The organism is Pseudomonas sp. RIT-562 (assembly GCF_026241895.1).
Taxonomy (GTDB): Bacteria; Pseudomonadota; Gammaproteobacteria; order Pseudomonadales; family Pseudomonadaceae; genus Aquipseudomonas; species Aquipseudomonas mandelii_F.
Genome location: NZ_JAPJIV010000004.1, coordinates 202,553 through 219,277, shown reverse-complemented (window position 1 = coordinate 219,277; position 16,725 = coordinate 202,553). Strand labels below are relative to the sequence as shown.

General features: G+C 58.2%; 16 protein-coding genes. 8 read left to right on the top strand and 8 right to left on the bottom strand.

Going from position 1 to position 16,725, the window contains the following annotated elements; genetic code table 11:
* The first annotated feature begins 123 nt into the window (after positions 1 to 123).
* From glyA to ORL50_RS07985, 4 genes are all read left to right on the top strand, one after another.
* A complete protein-coding gene (glyA, locus tag ORL50_RS08000) occupies positions 124 to 1,377 on the top strand; it encodes a serine hydroxymethyltransferase (protein ID WP_266011933.1) in 1,254 nt (417 codons plus the stop codon).
* A gap of 250 nt (positions 1,378 to 1,627) precedes the next feature.
* Positions 1,628 to 2,941, top strand: a complete 1,314-nt coding sequence (locus ORL50_RS07995) for a C4-dicarboxylate transporter DctA (protein ID WP_266011931.1) — start codon at positions 1,628 to 1,630, stop codon at positions 2,939 to 2,941.
* A 67-nt stretch (positions 2,942 to 3,008) separates the two neighbouring features.
* Positions 3,009 to 3,713: a FadR/GntR family transcriptional regulator gene (locus ORL50_RS07990; protein ID WP_266011929.1), complete on the top strand. Its 705-nt coding sequence runs from the start codon at positions 3,009 to 3,011 to the stop codon at positions 3,711 to 3,713.
* A gap of 25 nt (positions 3,714 to 3,738) precedes the next feature.
* The gene (locus tag ORL50_RS07985) at positions 3,739 to 4,428 is read left to right on the top strand and encodes a GntR family transcriptional regulator (RefSeq protein WP_266011927.1); all 690 of its coding nucleotides are present in this window, start codon (positions 3,739 to 3,741) and stop codon (positions 4,426 to 4,428) included.
* A gap of 132 nt (positions 4,429 to 4,560) precedes the next feature.
* On the opposite strand, the gene yjiA is transcribed toward ORL50_RS07985, so the two are convergent.
* The 3 genes from yjiA to ORL50_RS07970 form a co-directional block, all read right to left on the bottom strand.
* On the bottom strand, positions 4,561 to 5,532 hold the full coding sequence (gene yjiA, locus ORL50_RS07980; protein ID WP_266011925.1) for a GTPase: 972 nt from the start codon (positions 5,530 to 5,532) through the stop codon (positions 4,561 to 4,563).
* Positions 5,533 to 5,694: 162 nt separating this feature from the next.
* Positions 5,695 to 5,892, bottom strand: coding sequence for a YbdD/YjiX family protein (locus ORL50_RS07975; protein ID WP_007895266.1), 198 nt, complete (start codon positions 5,890 to 5,892; stop codon positions 5,695 to 5,697).
* A gap of 15 nt (positions 5,893 to 5,907) precedes the next feature.
* Positions 5,908 to 7,974 (bottom strand): carbon starvation CstA family protein, encoded by a 2,067-nt coding sequence (locus tag ORL50_RS07970; protein ID WP_266011907.1) that lies wholly within the window; start codon positions 7,972 to 7,974, stop codon positions 5,908 to 5,910.
* A 159-nt stretch (positions 7,975 to 8,133) separates the two neighbouring features.
* On the opposite strand from ORL50_RS07970, the gene ORL50_RS07965 reads away from it, so the two are divergent.
* Positions 8,134 to 8,502, top strand: a complete 369-nt coding sequence (locus tag ORL50_RS07965; protein ID WP_266011904.1) for a PilZ domain-containing protein — start codon at positions 8,134 to 8,136, stop codon at positions 8,500 to 8,502.
* Positions 8,503 to 8,583: 81 nt separating this feature from the next.
* Here ORL50_RS07965 and radA read toward each other — a convergent pair whose 3' ends face one another.
* Complete coding sequence (gene radA, locus ORL50_RS07960) at positions 8,584 to 9,951, bottom strand: DNA repair protein RadA (protein WP_266011902.1); 1,368 nt, start codon at positions 9,949 to 9,951, stop codon at positions 8,584 to 8,586.
* A 424-nt stretch (positions 9,952 to 10,375) separates the two neighbouring features.
* Between radA and mscL the strand changes: the two genes are divergently transcribed.
* Positions 10,376 to 10,801 carry a large-conductance mechanosensitive channel protein MscL gene (gene mscL, locus ORL50_RS07955; RefSeq protein ID WP_266011900.1) on the top strand — a complete coding sequence of 142 codons (426 nt, stop codon included), beginning with the start codon at positions 10,376 to 10,378 and terminating at the stop codon, positions 10,799 to 10,801.
* 33 nt (positions 10,802 to 10,834) lie between these two features.
* Here mscL and ORL50_RS07950 read toward each other — a convergent pair whose 3' ends face one another.
* On the bottom strand, positions 10,835 to 11,611 hold the full coding sequence (locus ORL50_RS07950; protein ID WP_266011898.1) for a ferredoxin--NADP reductase: 777 nt from the start codon (positions 11,609 to 11,611) through the stop codon (positions 10,835 to 10,837).
* 380 nt (positions 11,612 to 11,991) lie between these two features.
* On the opposite strand from ORL50_RS07950, the gene ORL50_RS07945 reads away from it, so the two are divergent.
* Together ORL50_RS07945 and ORL50_RS07940 are read left to right on the top strand one after the other, a co-directional pair.
* Positions 11,992 to 12,627 carry a helix-turn-helix transcriptional regulator gene (locus tag ORL50_RS07945; RefSeq protein ID WP_323055221.1) on the top strand — a complete coding sequence of 212 codons (636 nt, stop codon included), beginning with the start codon at positions 11,992 to 11,994 and terminating at the stop codon, positions 12,625 to 12,627.
* Between the two features lie 157 nt (positions 12,628 to 12,784).
* Positions 12,785 to 13,909 (top strand): methyltransferase, encoded by a 1,125-nt coding sequence (locus ORL50_RS07940; protein WP_266011896.1) that lies wholly within the window; start codon positions 12,785 to 12,787, stop codon positions 13,907 to 13,909.
* A gap of 50 nt (positions 13,910 to 13,959) precedes the next feature.
* Here the strand turns inward: ORL50_RS07940 and ORL50_RS07935 are convergent, their stop codons facing one another.
* From ORL50_RS07935 to ORL50_RS07925, 3 genes are all read right to left on the bottom strand, one after another.
* Positions 13,960 to 14,127, bottom strand: coding sequence for a DUF2474 domain-containing protein (locus tag ORL50_RS07935; RefSeq protein ID WP_266011894.1), 168 nt, complete (start codon positions 14,125 to 14,127; stop codon positions 13,960 to 13,962).
* A gap of 76 nt (positions 14,128 to 14,203) precedes the next feature.
* Positions 14,204 to 15,211, bottom strand: a complete 1,008-nt coding sequence (cydB, locus tag ORL50_RS07930) for a cytochrome d ubiquinol oxidase subunit II (protein ID WP_266011892.1) — start codon at positions 15,209 to 15,211, stop codon at positions 14,204 to 14,206.
* A gap of 3 nt (positions 15,212 to 15,214) precedes the next feature.
* Positions 15,215 to 16,648 (bottom strand): cytochrome ubiquinol oxidase subunit I, encoded by a 1,434-nt coding sequence (locus tag ORL50_RS07925; RefSeq protein ID WP_266011891.1) that lies wholly within the window; start codon positions 16,646 to 16,648, stop codon positions 15,215 to 15,217.
* Positions 16,649 to 16,725 lie beyond the last annotated feature (77 nt).

The following is a 16,725-nucleotide window of genomic DNA, read 5'->3' as shown; positions in this document are numbered from 1 at the left end:
CACGATCACCGCTGATCCCGTCATGAAGCCCACTTGTCTGCGACATGATGTCCTTTCATATGCCATCTAAAACCGGTTGGGTTAGAATGCCCCCCTTTTCTGCCCCGATCCTTGAGGACCGCCATGTTCAGCCGTGATTTGACTATTGCCAAGTACGACGCCGATCTTTTTGCCGCCATGGAGCAAGAAGCTCAGCGCCAGGAAGAACACATCGAGCTGATCGCTTCGGAAAACTACACCAGCCCAGCGGTGATGGAAGCTCAAGGCTCGGTACTGACCAACAAATACGCCGAAGGCTATCCGGGCAAGCGCTACTACGGTGGTTGCGAGTTCGTCGACGTGGTTGAGCAGCTTGCAATTGATCGCGCCAAGGAACTGTTCGGCGCCGATTACGCCAACGTTCAGCCACACGCCGGCTCCCAAGCCAACAGCGCCGTTTACCTGGCCCTGCTGCAAGCGGGCGACACCATCCTGGGCATGAGCCTGGCCCACGGTGGTCACCTGACTCACGGTGCCAGCGTTTCGTCCTCCGGCAAGCTGTACAACGCCATCCAGTACGGCATCGACGCCAATGGCCTGATCGACTACGACGAAGTCGAGCGCCTGGCCGTTGAGCACAAGCCGAAAATGATCGTGGCCGGTTTCTCTGCCTACTCGCAGATCCTCGACTTCCCGCGTTTCCGTGAAATCGCTGACAAAGTTGGCGCCTACCTGTTTGTCGACATGGCCCACGTTGCTGGTCTGGTCGCCGCTGGCGTCTACCCGAACCCGGTTCCATTCGCTGACGTCGTGACCACCACCACCCACAAGACCCTGCGTGGTCCACGCGGTGGCTTGATCCTGGCTCGCGCCAACGCCGAGATCGAGAAAAAGCTCAACTCCGCAGTTTTCCCGGGTGCCCAGGGTGGCCCACTGGAGCACGTGATTGCTGCTAAAGCGATCTGCTTCAAGGAAGCGCTGCAGCCTGAGTTCAAGACCTACCAGCAACAAGTGGTGAAAAACGCCCAGGCCATGGCCAGCGTATTCATCGAGCGTGGTTTTGACGTGGTATCGGGCGGTACTGAAAACCACCTGTTCCTGCTGTCGCTGATCAAGCAGGAAATCTCCGGTAAAGACGCCGACGCCGCTCTGGGCAAAGCGTTCATCACCGTGAACAAGAACTCCGTACCAAACGATCCACGCTCCCCGTTCGTCACCTCCGGCCTGCGCTTCGGCACTCCGGCTGTGACCACTCGCGGCTTCAAGGAAGCGGAGTGCAAGGAACTGGCCGGCTGGATCTGCGACATCCTGGCTGACCTGAACAACGAAGCGGTGATTGACGCCGTTCGTGAGAAGGTCAAGGCCATCTGCAAGAAGCTGCCGGTGTACGGCGCTTAATTGCACCGCTAAATCGCAGCGATAAAAAAACCGGTCAGTGATGGCCGGTTTTTTTTCGCCTGCAGATCGCCCGTGGCTCTGGCCGCCGGTCAGACCGGTCATGCCAATTCTCGAAAATCCGCTTGTAATCCTAAAAAAACCCAGCGTAGACTGCGCTTGCACTGGACATACCGGTAAGACCACAATAATTAAGTCCTGAATCTGATGCGTCAAGCGCACGGCAGCCAGGACACCGACCAGGATTCCTCCCATGCTCAGATGGTGCTCGCGTTCAATCTTCCTCCAAGTGGTTCTCGGACTGGTGCTCGGCATCGTCTGCGGGCTGACCCTCCCCGAATACTCTGCACAGCTCAAGCCGCTGGGCGATGGCTTCATCAAACTGATCAAGATGCTCATCGGTCTGATCGTGTTCTGTGTTGTGGTCAGTGGCATCAGCGGTGCCGGCGACCTGAAGAAGGTTGGACGCATCGGCCTGAAATCGGTGATCTACTTTGAGATCCTGACTACCATCGCCCTGGTCATCGGCCTGGTGTTCGCCTTCAGCACCGGCATCGGCAGCGGCGCAAACATTCACCTGGATCAGCTTTCCGCTGCAGACATGGGTGATATCGCCCAGCGCGGCCAGCATATGCACACCACCACCCAGTTCCTCATGGACCTGATTCCCACCTCGGTGATCGGTGCCTTTGCTGACAACAACATCCTCCAGGTCCTGTTGTTCTCGGTGCTGTTCGGCAGCGCACTCAACCTGGTGGGTGAAGCCGCATCGGGCATCTCGCGGCTGATCAATGAGCTGAGCCATGTAATCTTCCGCATCATGGGCATGATCGTGCGCCTCGCGCCGATCGGCGTGTTCGGCGCGATCGCATTCACCACCAGCAAATATGGCCTGGATTCGCTGCAGCACCTGGGCAGCCTGGTCGGCCTGTTTTATCTGACCTGCGTGGCCTTTGTCTCATTGATTCTCGGCCTGGTGATGCGCGTGTCCGGCCTGCGGATGTGGCCGCTGCTCAAGTACCTGCGCGAAGAACTGCTGATCGTCATGGGCACCGCTTCTTCCGACGCCGTGCTGCCACAAATCATGCGCAAGCTTGAGCATCTGGGCATCGGCAGTTCGACGGTCGGGCTGGTAATTCCTACGGGTTATTCATTCAACCTCGACGGTTTCTCCATCTACCTGACCCTCGCCATCGTCTTCATCGCCAATGCCACCGGCACACCACTGGCCATGACCGACCTGCTGACGATTCTGCTGGTCTCGTTGATCACCTCCAAAGGCGCCCACGGGATTCCCGGCTCGGCACTGGTAATCCTCGCAGCGACACTCACGGCGATCCCGGCGATCCCGGTAGTCGGCCTGGTGCTGGTGCTGGCAGTGGACTGGTTCATGGGCATCGGTCGGGCGCTGACCAATCTGATTGGCAATTGCGTCGCGACAGTGGCCATTGCCCGCTGGGAAAAAGACATCGACATCCAGCGCGCAAACAAGGTGCTTTCCGGCCAGGTGGGTTATACCTTCCAGCCGAGAAAACCGGTGGCACCAGCGCACCAGCAGGAATTTTGAGCCAACACCGTGCCTGCCCCTGGGCGGGCACGGTCATCAACCGTATCGAATGCTCATGGAGCGAACAGTGATTAGCTCGTCGACCGTTGTGAACTCAGTCGTGGAAAAACTTCGGGCCGCTCTGGCCCGTGGCCAGTGGCGCTCCGGCGAAATGCTCCCAGGCCAACGGGAGCTGGCCGAACAATTGGGTATCAGCCGCCCGAGCCTGCGTGAAGCAGTCATCGTGCTGGAAACCCTCGGGCTGGTGCGCTCCATGCCCGGCAAGGGCGTGGTGGTGCTGGAAGCCAATCTCAGCGATAGCCAGACCCATGACAGCGCGGTGGCAGGGGCCAGCCTGGAAGATGTCCTGCAACTGCGCTACACCCTGGAGCCGTTCATTGTCGGCCTGGTGGCGCAGTCCATCAGCAGCAAGGAAGTCGGGCAGTTGCGCCTCACGCTGATGGACATGCGCGAAGCCCTGGAAGCCAACGACAGCGAAGCCGGGGTGAACGCCTACATCGCGTTCCACGAAGAACTGTTTACCCTGACTTCCAATCCGATTTTCCAGAGTGTGGTGCAACAAACCAGCAACGCCCTCAAGCAAAGTGCCGAAGTGCTGCGCAACTCCCCGGAACACCTGGCGGAACGCCTGGAAGAAAACGAAGCCGTCGTGCGCGCGATCCGCAGCAAGAACAGCGCCCAGGCCAGTGCCGAGATGCGCCATCACATACTTCGCGAAGGCCAGCGCATGGGCATCGAATTGAACATCCCGGACGACAATCTTCGTAGTTGAACATCCTTCGCACTGGAGACAGGCCATGAACAGTTTCGCTTCACCCCAGACTCGTGCTGCCCTGCCCTGCACCTTGCCGATCCATGACCTTTACTCGCGGGTGTTCGATGCCATCCTCGAGCAGCGAATCAATGCACACAGCCGATTCACCGAAGACAGCCTGGCGCAGATGTTTGGTGCCCGTCGCAGTGACATTCGTGGAGTGCTGATGCGACTGTCCCATCAGCAGATCATCGTCCTTCGCCCAAACCACCGGCCCCGGGTCGCTTTGCTCGACCGCGAGCAGATCCGGCAGACCTTGCATGCTCGGCGCTTGACGGAAAACACGCTGGTGCAGCTCGCCTGCCAGAACAGTGGCAGCGAGGATATTAAACGGCTGCGCGTTCTGATCGAACAGGAGCATCAATGTACCGCGCAGGGTGCGGCAATTCGCTTGTCCGGGGAGTTTCATTTGCGATTGGCAGAAATGGCGGGGAATGCACCGTTGGCGCATTTTCTGGGGGGATTGGTGCCGATTACATCGTTAGCGATTGCACAAGTTGATACGCATGCGGTGAGTTGTTGCGATTGGCAGGCTCACCAAGCAATGTTGAATTCGGTGGAATGCGGGGACGCATTGATGGCAGTGACTTTGCTAAACAGGCACCTGGATGAGATGGAGCGGTTTTTGTTGAATGCGCCATCTGTCACTGTCAGGGAAAGTGCTGTCGGTTAGGACGCCTTCGCGAGCAAGCCCGCTCCCACATTTTGATTTGTGTCAGCCACAAAAGCCTGGCAATACACAGATCCAATGTGGGAGCGGGCTTGCTCGCGAAGAGGCCATGAAAAACGCTAAAGATTCCTGCACCTAATCCGCCGCCACCCGCGCAAACCCCTCACGAATTTTCTCTTCCGGCAAATCATCCGCGATGAAAACGATCACGCTTTCGCGCGGTTCATCAGGCGCCCACTCAGTGTCCCAGTCGAAGCCGTACAACTTCAGCACGCCCTGGAACACCATCCGCCGCGGTTCGCCAGCAATGCTCAACACGCCCTTGTAGCGCAGCAATTGTTTGCCATGATCTTCCAGCAGTTCGTTCATGAACTCGCTGAGCTTGTCGATATCCAGCGGCTTGTCGGTACGCAGCACCAGGCTGGAAATGCGGTCAACGGATGGAGTCTTGCTGACCGGACGCAGGTTCAAGCCACTGCCGAGGTCGGCGTTGAGATTAAACCCACGCACGTCGAGCAGTTCGGCCAGGTCGATCTTGCCGTGGTCGACTACTCGAATCGGCGCGCGACGATTAATGCGGGTCAGGCGCTCGCTCAACGCGCTGAAGGTTGCCTCGTCCACCAGGTCGCGCTTGCTCACCAGCAGGCGGTCGGCAAAGCCGATTTGTGCCTGGGCGATCGTCTGGGCCAAATGAGTATCAGCGTGGGCGGCATCGACCAAGGTGATGATGCCGTCGAGAATGTAGCGCTCACGCAGTTCTTCATCGATGAAAAAAGTTTGCGCCACGGGCGCCGGATCGGCGAGGCCGGTGCACTCGATCACCAGGCGGTCGAAGGCGATCTCGCCGCTGTCCAGGCGTTCGAGCAACAGGAACAGGGCCTTGGTCAGGTCCGTGTGGATGGTGCAGCAGACGCAGCCGTTGGACAGCGTCATCACTTGCACCGGCTCCTCACCCAACAGCTGGGTGTCGATGCCGGCGTCGCTGAATTCGTTCTCGATCACGGCGATTTTCAAGCCGTGCTGGGTCTTGAGCAGGTGGCGCAATAGCGTGGTCTTCCCCGCGCCGAGGAAGCCGCTGAGGATTGTGACAGGGATGGGAGAGGACAACTGGAGTCTCCTGTTCAACAAAATGAGAATTCAACACAAAAACAATTGTGGGAGCGGGCTTGCTCGCGAAAGCGTCGTGTCAGTCAGCACAAATGTTGAATGACGGATCGCATTCGCGAGCAAGCCCGCTCCCACGGGGATTGCATCAAGCCGGCTGTTGCATCAGCAGCACTTCGGCCCGCCCTTGCCGCCGTAACGCGCTTCCTGACGTTCCCTGAAGAACATCTCGTAGCTCATCACCGGCTTGTCCGGGTGTTTGGTTTGCATATGCTCGACGTAGTTGTCGTAGTCGGGCATGCCGACCATCAGGCGCGCGGCCTGACCGAGGTATTTACCGAGGCGACTCAGGTCATTGAACATGTTTGCAATCCTCGGTTACGCATCCGGCACGGCCTGGAATGGCGCTTCTTTATCCGTACGTTCCTTTTTGCCCCAGGCGGCAATACCGACCTTGATGGCATAGAACAGGATGCTGAACACCACGAACAGGAACAGCGCCGTCAGCGTTGCGTTGGTATAGGCGTTGTAGATCACGTGCTGCATCTGGTTGATGTCCTTGGCCGGCGCGAGAATCTGGCCGTTGGCCAACGCATCGCTGTATTTTTTCGCCAGGGACAGGAAACCGATGGCCGGGTTGGCATCGAACAGCTTGATGAAACCTGCGGTCACGGTGCAGATCAGCAGCCAAACCGCTGGCAGCATGGTCACCCAGATGTAGCGTTGACGTTTCATTTTGATCAGCACCACCGTCGCCAGCATCAGCGCGATACCGGCCAGCATCTGGTTGGAGATGCCGAACAGCGGCCACAGGGTGTTGATACCCCCCAGCGGATCGATGACGCCCTGGTACAGCAGATAACCCCACATCGCCACGCAGCCAGCGGTAGCAATCAGGTTAGCGGTCCAGGACTCGGTGCGTTTCAGCGCCGGCACAAAGGAGCCCAGCAAATCCTGGAGCATGAAGCGCCCGGCGCGAGTGCCCGCGTCCACTGCAGTCAGGATGAACAGCGCTTCAAACAGGATCGCGAAGTGATACCAGAACGCCATGGTGTTTTCACCAGGCAGCACGCTGTGCAGGATTTGCGCGATACCGACCGCGAGGGTCGGCGCACCACCGGCACGTGCCAGGATAGTCGTTTCACCGATGTCCTTGGCCACCGCCTGCAAGGCTTCCGGGGTGATCGCAAAACCCCAGCTGCTGACGGTTTGCGCAACGGTCACCACATCACCGCCGACGATCGCCGCCGGGCTGTTCATGGCGAAATACACACCCGGCTCGATCACCGAAGCGGCCACCATCGCCATGATTGCGACAAAGGACTCCATCAGCATGCCGCCATAACCGATGTAACGGGCGTGGCTTTCATTGGCCAACAGCTTCGGCGTGGTGCCGGAAGAAATCAGCGCATGGAAACCGGAGACCGCGCCACAGGCGATGGTGATGAACAGGAACGGGAACAGACCGCCCTTCCACACCGGGCCCGTGCCATCGATGAACTGGGTCAGTGCCGGCATTTTCAGGTCTGGCATGGTGATCAAGATGCCGATCGCCAGGGCAATGATGGTGCCGATTTTCAGGAAGGTCGACAGATAGTCACGGGGCGCGAGGATCAGCCACACCGGCAACACGGCAGCGACAAAGCCATAACCGATCAGCATCCAGGTGATCTGGATGCCGGTGAAGGTGAAGGCCTTGGCCCAGACCGGATCGGCAGCAATCTGCCCGCCCAGCCAGATCGAACCCAGCAACAACAGCACGCCGATGATGGAAATCTCACCGATGCGTCCCGGGCGGATGTAGCGCATGTAGATGCCCATGAACATCGCAATCGGGATAGTCGCCATCACCGTGAAAATGCCCCACGGGCTCTCGGCCAGGGCTTTCACCACGATCAGCGCCAACACCGCAAGGATGATGATCATGATCAGGAAGCAGCCAAACAGCGCGATGGTCCCGGGAATACGGCCCATTTCTTCACGGACCATATCGCCCAGGGAGCGGCCATTGCGGCGGGTGGACAGGAACAGGATCATGAAATCCTGTACCGCACCGGCCAGCACCACACCGGCGATCAGCCACAGGGTACCGGGCAGGTAGCCCATCTGTGCCGCCAGTACCGGACCGACCAGCGGCCCCGCGCCAGCGATGGCCGCAAAGTGGTGACCGAACAGGATATGTTTGTTGGTAGGAACGTAGTCCAGACCGTCATTGTTGAGTACGGCGGGGGTGGCCCGTCGCGGGTCAAGCTGCATCACATTGTTAGCGATGAACAGGCTGTAGTAGCGGTACGCAACCAGATAAATGGCCACTGCCGCGACCACAATCCACAAGGCGTTGATCGCCTCGCCTCGGCGCAATGCCACTACGCCCAGGGCGCACGCTCCTACGATCGCCAGCAGCAGCCAGGGTATGTGGCGTAGCAGGCTATTATTATTTTTCATTTTATGATTCCAGCCAGGGTGGACAAGAAAGACAGCCACCCCGAGTTTAGCTGTCCTGACGGCAAAGGCCATACCCCGACATTGGTCTAGAGGCATGTACTCGCTGGCGGCAGCGCACTATGCGGGTCTATAGTCAGCGAACATTTCGAGGATCGCGCCATGAGCCAGCAACCCGCCGAACGCCGCCGCTTCAAACGTATTGCGTTCGATGCCAGAACCGAGCTGGGCCAAGGGCAGTCCATCTGGCCGGTAAAGCTGATCGATCTGTCACTCAAGGGGCTGTTGATCGAGCGTCCGGAGCCGTGGCTGGGTGATCGGCAACAGGACTTCTTTGTTGCAATACACCTGACCGATGAGGTCGAGATCAAGATGGATGTGCATCTCACCCACGAAGATCACGGCCAACTGGGTTTTGTCTGCCGTCACATCAGCCTGGAATCCATCGAACGCCTGCGGCGCTTGATCGAGTTCAACCTGGGCGATCCGTTGGAGTTGGAGCGGGAGCTGGGCGCGTTGATCGAAGTCTGATCGCATCCCCCATCCTCTGTGGGAGCGGGCTTGCTCGCGATGGCGGCGCGCTCCCACAGGCCATTCTCCGATTCCAGAGAATCACTCAAACAACGCATCCAACGCCTGCTCCAGCCGCGTCACCGCAATAATCTGCAACCCCGCCGGTGCTTCCTTGGGCGCATTGCCCTTGGGCACAATCGCGCGCTTGAAGCCGTGCTTGGCCGCTTCTTTCAGGCGCTCCTGACCGCTGGGCACGGGGCGCACTTCACCGGATAGCCCCACTTCACCGAATACCAGCAGGTCATGGGGCAACGGCCGATTGCGCAAACTGGACATCACCGCCGCCATCAGTGCCAGGTCGGACGCGGTTTCCAGCACCTTCACGCCGCCCACCACGTTAAGGAATACATCCTGATCGTGGGTTGGAATACCGCCATGGCGGTGCAGCACCGCGAGCAACATCGCGAGCCGGTTCTGGTCCAGGCCCAGGGTCACCCGACGCGGGTTGGCCAGATGGCTGTCATCCACCAGCGCCTGGACTTCCACCAGCATCGGTCGGGTGCCTTCCCACGTCGCCATGACCACACTGCCCGGCACTTCTTCCTGGGCGCGCGTCAGAAAAATCGCCGAAGGGTTGGAAACTTCCTTGAGGCCCTTGTCAGTCATGCCGAAGACGCCCAATTCGTTGACCGCGCCGAAGCGGTTCTTCACCGCTCGCAGCAGACGCAGGCGCCCGTCAGACTCGCCCTCGAAATACAGCACGGTGTCGACCATGTGCTCCAGCACGCGTGGACCGGCCAGCGCGCCTTCCTTGGTGACGTGACCAACCAGGAAAATCGCCGTCCCGCTCTGCTTGGCATAACGTACCAGCAACGCCGCGCTCTCCCGCACCTGGGACACACCACCGGGGGCCGACTGCAACTGTTCGGTGAAAATCGTCTGGATCGAGTCGATCACCATCACCTTGGGCTTTTCCACCCGCGCCGTGGCAATGATGGTTTCGATGCAGGTCTCGGTCATCACTCGCAGCTGATCCTGAGGCAAGCCCAGGCGTCGGGCGCGCATGGCCACCTGCTGCTGCGATTCCTCGCCGGTGACATAGAGCGCCGGCATGGTCTTGGCGAGATTACACAGGGTCTGCAGGAGAATGGTCGACTTGCCGATACCTGGGTCACCGCCGATCAGCACCACGGAGCCATCGACCAGGCCACCGCCCAGGACTCGATCGAGTTCGCTGGAAGCAGTAGAGAAACGCGGAATTTCTTCGACACTGACTTCTGCCAGCGTTTTTATTTGCGCCTGCTGCCCTGTCCACCCGGTGCGACCGCTGGGAGGTGCGGCGCCACCGCTCTCGACCATGGTTTCAGTCAGGGTGTTCCAGGCGCCGCACTCGCCACACTGTCCGGCCCACTTGGGGAAAGTTGAGCCGCACTCGGTGCAGCCGTACATGCGTTTGGCCTTGGCCATCTTGACTCCCGGCAAAAACCGGGATGATAGCGCAGCTGGAACGGATAAGCGCGCAGCAACACTCAACAGTTCACAATCGAAGTTCCCATTAAACAACCGTTTAATGTCACTTAAGTGTCATCTTATTAACTTGTACAAATCCTATCTAAGAATAAAGTTCGCGTACAACTCAACCTTGAAAACAACAGAAAACTTTCAACAAGGCACACTGCCATCTATTAACTCAGTATGTGCTGCACAAGTAACTCACTGGAAAGGATTCTTACTTACCATAGGCTGCCGACCAGCAATCAGTGGATTTTTGTAAACTTTTCGCGAGCGACCCGGTCGACTACTGGCAAGCTCTAAAGCAGCCGTTTCGAGCAAAATCCGTATTGCTGAATTACACTGCGGCTACCAACCAATCTGTACAAGGAATCAACCAATGGGCGTGATCAGTGAGTTCAAGGCCTTCGCGGTCAAGGGAAATGTGGTCGACATGGCGGTCGGCATCATCATCGGTGCGGCCTTCGGCAAGATCGTTTCTTCGTTTGTCGGAGATGTGATCATGCCGCCGCTCGGCCTGTTGATCGGGGGCGTTGACTTCAGTGACCTGGCCGTCACCCTGAAGGCTGGAGAGGGGACCACTCCCGCAGTAATGCTGGCGTACGGCAAGTTCATCCAGAGCGTGATCGACTTCATCATTGTCGCATTCGCGATCTTCATGGGCGTAAAAGCCATCAACCGCCTGAAGCGCGAAGAAGCCGTTGCCCCTTCCCTGCCGCCTGTTCCGACCAAGGAAGAAGTATTGCTGGGGGAGATCCGCGACCTGCTGAAAGTGCAGAACGAACGGCCCCGGACCCTGGATTGAACACGAGAACGGCGCCCTTGAGGCGCCGGTTTCTTACCAGTAGGTTTCCACTGCCACTTGCCCCGGACGCCGGCTGAGGCTCAGGTGCATGTCCTTGTGCTTTAGTAATTTGCGAGTTTCATCGATCATTTGCGGATTGCCGCAGAGCATTACCCGCGAATGCTCTGGCGTCAAAGTCAGCCCCGCAAAACGCTCCAGCTCACCGCTCTCGATCAGGGTGGTAATTCGCCCGTTCAGCGCACCCGGGTGCAGCTCGCGCGTGACGATGGGGATGAACTGAAGCTTGTGTGCGTAGTCCACGAGATAATCCCGTTGTGCGAGACCGGCGATCAGCTCCTGATACGCCAGCTCTGCCGCTTCGCGCACACTGTAGACCAGGATGATTCGCTCGAATTTCTCCCACACTTCAAAGTCCTGCAGGATAGAAAGAAAGGGCGCCACGCCAGTACCGGTGGCCAGTAACCAAAGGTCACGCCCGTCGACAAAGCGATCAAGGGTGAGATAGCCGAATGCCTGGCGCTCGACCAGCAATGAATCACCTTGTTTAAGCCGGCTCAGCTCGCTAGTGAATTCGCCATCGGGTACTACGATGGAAAAAAACTCGAGAAACTCGTCATACGGCGAGGAAACCATTGAGTACGCACGCCATACCGTACTGCCGTCAGCCCTGGTTACCCCGAGGCGAGCGAACTGCCCGGCGCGGAATCGGAACCCGGGGTCTCTGGTCGTGCGCAGAGTAAACAGGCTCGAGGTTATGGGTTTAACGTCGAGCAATGTCTGACGGGTAAATTTTTCGGCACTGGCGGTCATGGGGCGCTCCATTTAACAGAGGGCTTTCAGTGTCCCGCAAAGCGGCGCGATTAAACACCGACGATTTGTAATGACTTTAACTCGTTGGTTAGTATTCATCGTATTAGATCCGACATCTAATAATAAATATCCCACTCCAAAATGTATTAGAACTATTCGATACGTGCACGAGTCCAATTGTGTCGAAATAATATCGACACGCCTGAAGGAATAATCCTACACTCTCGAACGTGCTGGATTTCGGATCCATTTAGCACCCCCCAAGTTAGCTGTCACCGGAGCTTCACTATGGAACAGTGGAAAGAATCCCAACTCGTCCAGCTGTCTCTTACAACCGAACTTAACTCAGCCTTCCAATCATCCTTGCAATTCATAAAAATATGGGCTTCAAATATTGTTCTTTTTCAACAAGTTACATCATCAATAAGGAGGCAACACAACTGGCTGACATCAACAACTATCCAACTGCCTGGAACTTCAGTTGCAAAAAGCAGGCATTAACAAGCAGCGACCCAGTAGTAGCACAATGCAATCATTCAATGATGCCGGTTGTCTGGAATGAAGAGCTGTTTTCGCGGAGCCCCTGGGTGTGGGAAGCCTTGGAGCAAAACGGACTGAAGCACGGCTGGTCACAAGCGTTCATCGATGAAGAAAACGACCTGTGCAGCACGTTGAGCCTGGCCCGCAGCCATTGCGCCATCACCGCCTTCGAACTGTACGAGAAAGTTGGCTTCTCGATGTTCATCGGGCGTCACTTGCACACGCTGGTCACCCAAAACCTCCCAAAGCCGCCCAAGCCGTCAATGCCGCATTTGTCAGATCGCGAAATCGATGTGCTGAAACTGGCAGCAGCGGGAAAGACCGCAGGAGAAAGCGCGCGGATCCTCAACGTGACCGCTCGAACCATTAACTTTCATGTACAAAGTGCGATGTCGAAGCTGGGGGTCTGCAACAAGATTTCCGCAGTGATTGCCGCTACTCGAGAGGGTTTTCTCTCCAGCTCGGCGGTGCGATGAAATTGTCGCGAGTAATCAGATAAAAAAAAACGTACCATTTGCGGTCCTTCCTGAGTGCTGACGTGTAGACCTTCGCGACGCAGTGCACTCGGCCGGATCAGCCCGCAAAAATGCCCTTGGCGGCGGGACACCCGTTGATCACCAAGAGCCACACCCCATGCCTTTGCTCGAAACCCCCTTCGCCAGCCTCGACCTGATCCGCCAGCCCGAACAGTCGAACGAACCCCTGCAGGCATTCGATGCCGCAGACGAATACCTGCTCAATCACCTGGCGGAACGGCAACCGGCTGCTCAGACGCGGGTTCTGGTGCTCAACGACAGCTTTGGGGCGCTGGCCGCGAGCCTGGTCGGCAAAGTTCAGGTAACCAGCAGCGGCGACTCGTTCCTGGCGTTCCAGGGCCTGGAAAAAAACCTCCTGCGCAATGGTCATGCCTTTGATTCGGTGCCAAAAGTACCTGCGCATCTGCCCTTCGCCGGCCCGTTTGATCAGGTATTGATCCGGGTGCCGAAGACCCTGGCTCTGCTCGAAGAACAGTTGATCCGCCTGCAGGGGCAGTTGGCGCCCGGCGCGCAGGTGGTAGCCGCCGCCATGATCAAACACCTGCCCCGCGCTGCGGGTGACCTGCTCGAACATTACATTGGCCCGGTCCAGGCGTCGTTGGCGGTCAAGAAGGCTCGGCTGCTGATCGCGACCGCCGAACCCAAGGCACCGGCGGTGTCGCCCTACCCGACCCGTTACCAGCTTGATGCCCCGGCAATCGAGCTGCTCAACCACGCCAATGTGTTCTGCCGAGAAGGCCTCGACATCGGCACCCGGGCCTTTCTTCCACACCTGCCAAAAAACCTTGGGACAGCGCGGGTTGCTGATCTGGGCTGCGGCAACGGCGTGCTGGCCATCGCCAGCGCACTGCAAAACCCTGACTCGCATTACACCCTGGTTGACGAGTCTTTCATGGCAGTGCAATCGGCCAGCGAAAACTGGCGCGCGGCGCTGGGCGATCGTGAAGTGCTGGTACGCGCCGGGGACGGCCTGGCCGAACAGGCTCCACAGTCGCTGGATGTGGTGCTGTGCAACCCTCCTTTCCACCAGCAACAGGTCGTCGGCGACTTTCTCGCCTGGCGCATGTTCCAGCAGGCCCGCGAAGCGCTGGTGGTGGGTGGCGCGCTGTACATTGTGGGCAATCGACACCTGGGTTATCACAGCAAACTGGCGCGGCTGTTCCGCGGGGTCGAGCAAGTGGCGGCGACACCCAAGTTCGTGATTCTCAAAGCGCGCAAATAACTACGGGCAAAAAAAACCTCCACATCAGGAGGTTTTTTTTATCCGAGATTTCAGTGCGTACTCAGGCCCGCTGCGTTCATGAACATGCGCATCAGGCTTGCGACGATGAACAAAGCGCCAACGCTACCGACCCAGATCATTGCCAGCCAGCCAAGGCGTTGCCATAAGGGCTTCTTTTCGGCGGCTTCGATTTCTTGCAATGAGTGTTTACCGGCCATGACTTTCTACCCTCCTATCCAAGGTTGATGGCGCCAGTATCGACGCCATCGAAAGCAAGTTTTGCTCCTGCAAGTTCTAGTGGTAGCCATCTTCATGGGTGACCTTGCCGCGGAACACGTAGTAGCTCCAGAAGGTGTAGCCCAGGATGAACGGGATGATGAACAGCGTACCCACCAGCATGAAGCCCTGGCTCTGCGGCGGTGCGGCGGCGTCCCAGATCGAGATCGACGGTGGCACGATGTTCGGCCACAGGCTGATGCCGAGACCGCTGTAGCCAAGGAAAATCAGCACCAGCGTCAGCAGGAACGGCATGTAATTGGCATTGCGCGCCACGGCACGAATCAGTCCGTACATCGTCACCAGAACCAGGATCGGCACCGGCAGGAACCAGAACAGGTTCGGCAAAGTGAACCAGCGCGAAGCAATCTCGGGATGCGCCAGCGGAGTCCAGATGCTGACGATACCGATCACTGCCAGCAACACGAATGCCAGGGGACGCGCCAGGTTATGCATCTGCTCCTGCAACTTGCCTTCGGTCTTCATGATCAGCCAGGTGCAACCGAGCAACGCATAAGCCACTACCAGTGCCGCGCCGCAGAACAGGGTGAACGGAGTCAGCCAGTCCAGCGAACCACCCGCGAACTGCCGATTGACCACCGGTAACCCATCGATGAACGCACCGAGCGCCACCCCCTGGAAGAATGTGGCCGCTACCGAGCCGCCGATAAACGCCTTATCCCAAAGGTGACGTTTGTCGTCCTTGGCCTTGAAACGGAATTCGAACGCCACCCCGCGGAAGATCAAGCCGATCAGCATGAAGATCAGCGGCAGGTACAACGCCGACAACACTACCGAGTAAGCCAGGGGGAACGCACCAAACAATGCAGCGCCGCCCAGTACCAGCCAGGTTTCGTTGCCGTCCCAAACCGGCGCGACAGTGTTCATCATCACGTCGCGGTCGGTCTTGCCCGGGATGAACGGGAAGAGGATGCCGATACCCAGGTCAAAGCCGTCCATGACCACGTACATCATGATGCCGAAGATGATGATCACGGCCCAGATCAGCGGAAGATCAATACCCATGACTCAAATCTCCTTGGTCAGGCTGTGGTCGGAGTCGGCGCTATCATCAGCCGCCGACAGCGGACGCGCTGGGGTGCGTTTCTTGCCAGGACCACCGTCATTGGTTTCCTTGCCTTCGTCGATCTTCGGTCCTTTGCGCACCAGGCGCATCATGTAGCCAAGGCCCGCGCCGAACAGGGCGAAATACACCACGACGAACATGATCAGGGTAATGCTCATCTGCATGAAGCTGTGGTTGGAGGAGGCATCTGCCGTGCGCATCAAGCCGTAGACCACCCACGGCTGGCGGCCGATTTCGGTAGTGAACCAACCTGCGAGGATCGCGATCAGGCCAGACGGGCCCATCCACAGCGCCAGGTACAGGAACGGACGCGAGGTGTACAGCTTGTCGCGCTTGCGTAGCCACAGGCTCCACAAACCGGTGAAGATCATCAGCATGCCCAGGCCGACCATGATCCGGAACGACCAGAAGACGATGGTCGAATTAGGCCGGTCCTCGGGCGGAAAGTCTTTGAGCGCCGGGACCTGTTTGTCCAGCGAGTGCGTGAGGATCAGGCTGCCCAGGTACGGAATCTCCACCGCATACTTGGTTTTTTCGGCCTTCATGTCCGGCCAGCCGAACAGGATCAGTGGGGTAGGCTCATCGCCATGGTTTTCCCAGTGACCTTCGATTGCGGCGATTTTTGCCGGTTGGTGCTTGAGAGTGTTAAGACCATGAAAGTCGCCGATCACCGCCTGGATTGGCGCAACGATCAACGCCATCCACATGGCCATCGACAACATGGTCCGGATGGCCGGGTTGTCCTTGCCGCGCAGCAAGTGCCAGGCTGCCGAGGAGCCGACGAAAAACGCCGTGGCCACGAACGCAGCCGTCGCCATGTGCATCAGGCGGTATGGGAATGACGGGTTGAAGATGACCGCAAACCAGTCGGTAGGAATGACCTGGCCGTTGATGATCTCGAAGCCCTGCGGCGTCTGCATCCAGCTATTGGAGGCGAGAATCCAGAAAGTCGAGATCAAGGTGCCGATGGCTACCATCACGGTCGAGAAGAAGTGCAGATTGCGTCCGACCTTGTTCCAGCCAAACAGCATCACACCGAGGAAGCCGGCTTCGAGGAAAAAGGCGGTGAGCACCTCGTACGTCAGCAAAGGCCCGGTCACGGCACCGGCGAAGTCGGAGAAACGGCTCCAGTTGGTGCCGAACTGATACGCCATGACCAGCCCGGAGACCACGCCCATGCCGAAGTTGACGGCGAAGATCTTCGACCAGAAGTGGTACAGATCGCGGTAAGTGTCGTTTTTGGTTTTCAGCCACAAACCTTCGAGCACCGCCAGGTAACTCGCCAGGCCGATGGTGATGGCCGGAAACAGGATGTGGAATGAGATGGTGAACGCGAACTGAATTCGGGCGAGATCAAGCGCCTCCAAACCGAACATAAGTCTTCCTCTGTCAGGTAATTCCGGCTGAAGGCCTGCGGCCTGCACCCACTGCCCCCACGGATATGGAGTGCGGC